1 protein-coding gene is annotated in these 240 nt (G+C 43.8%); it reads left to right on the forward strand.

Features of this window, described 5'->3' with window-relative positions:
• Positions 1–240 (forward strand): POTRA domain-containing protein (locus Q4528_RS15775; RefSeq protein WP_303522675.1); only part of this gene is annotated, 240 nt, incomplete at both ends.

Genomic DNA, 240 nt, shown 5'->3' on the forward strand with positions numbered 1-240 from the left:
GCACAAACTTTCCCAGAAAACAGTAGCGTACGTCGCATCTCATCTGCCAGTGCTGAACAAACTAAACGTGCCTTGCGCGCGTTGGGTTATTACCAAAGCAAAATAGATGTTAGCGAGAAAGAAAAAGATGTTTACTTGGTTGAGGTGGAACTAGGCGAACGCTTAGTGATAAGCAAATTCGACTTTACATTTGAAGGCGAAGCCAACAAAGACAGTCGATTCACTAGCGCTGTAACAAAG

It is taken from the genome of Staphylococcus pasteuri, assembly GCF_030547725.1.
GTDB lineage: Bacteria > Bacillota > Bacilli > Staphylococcales > Staphylococcaceae > Staphylococcus > Staphylococcus pasteuri.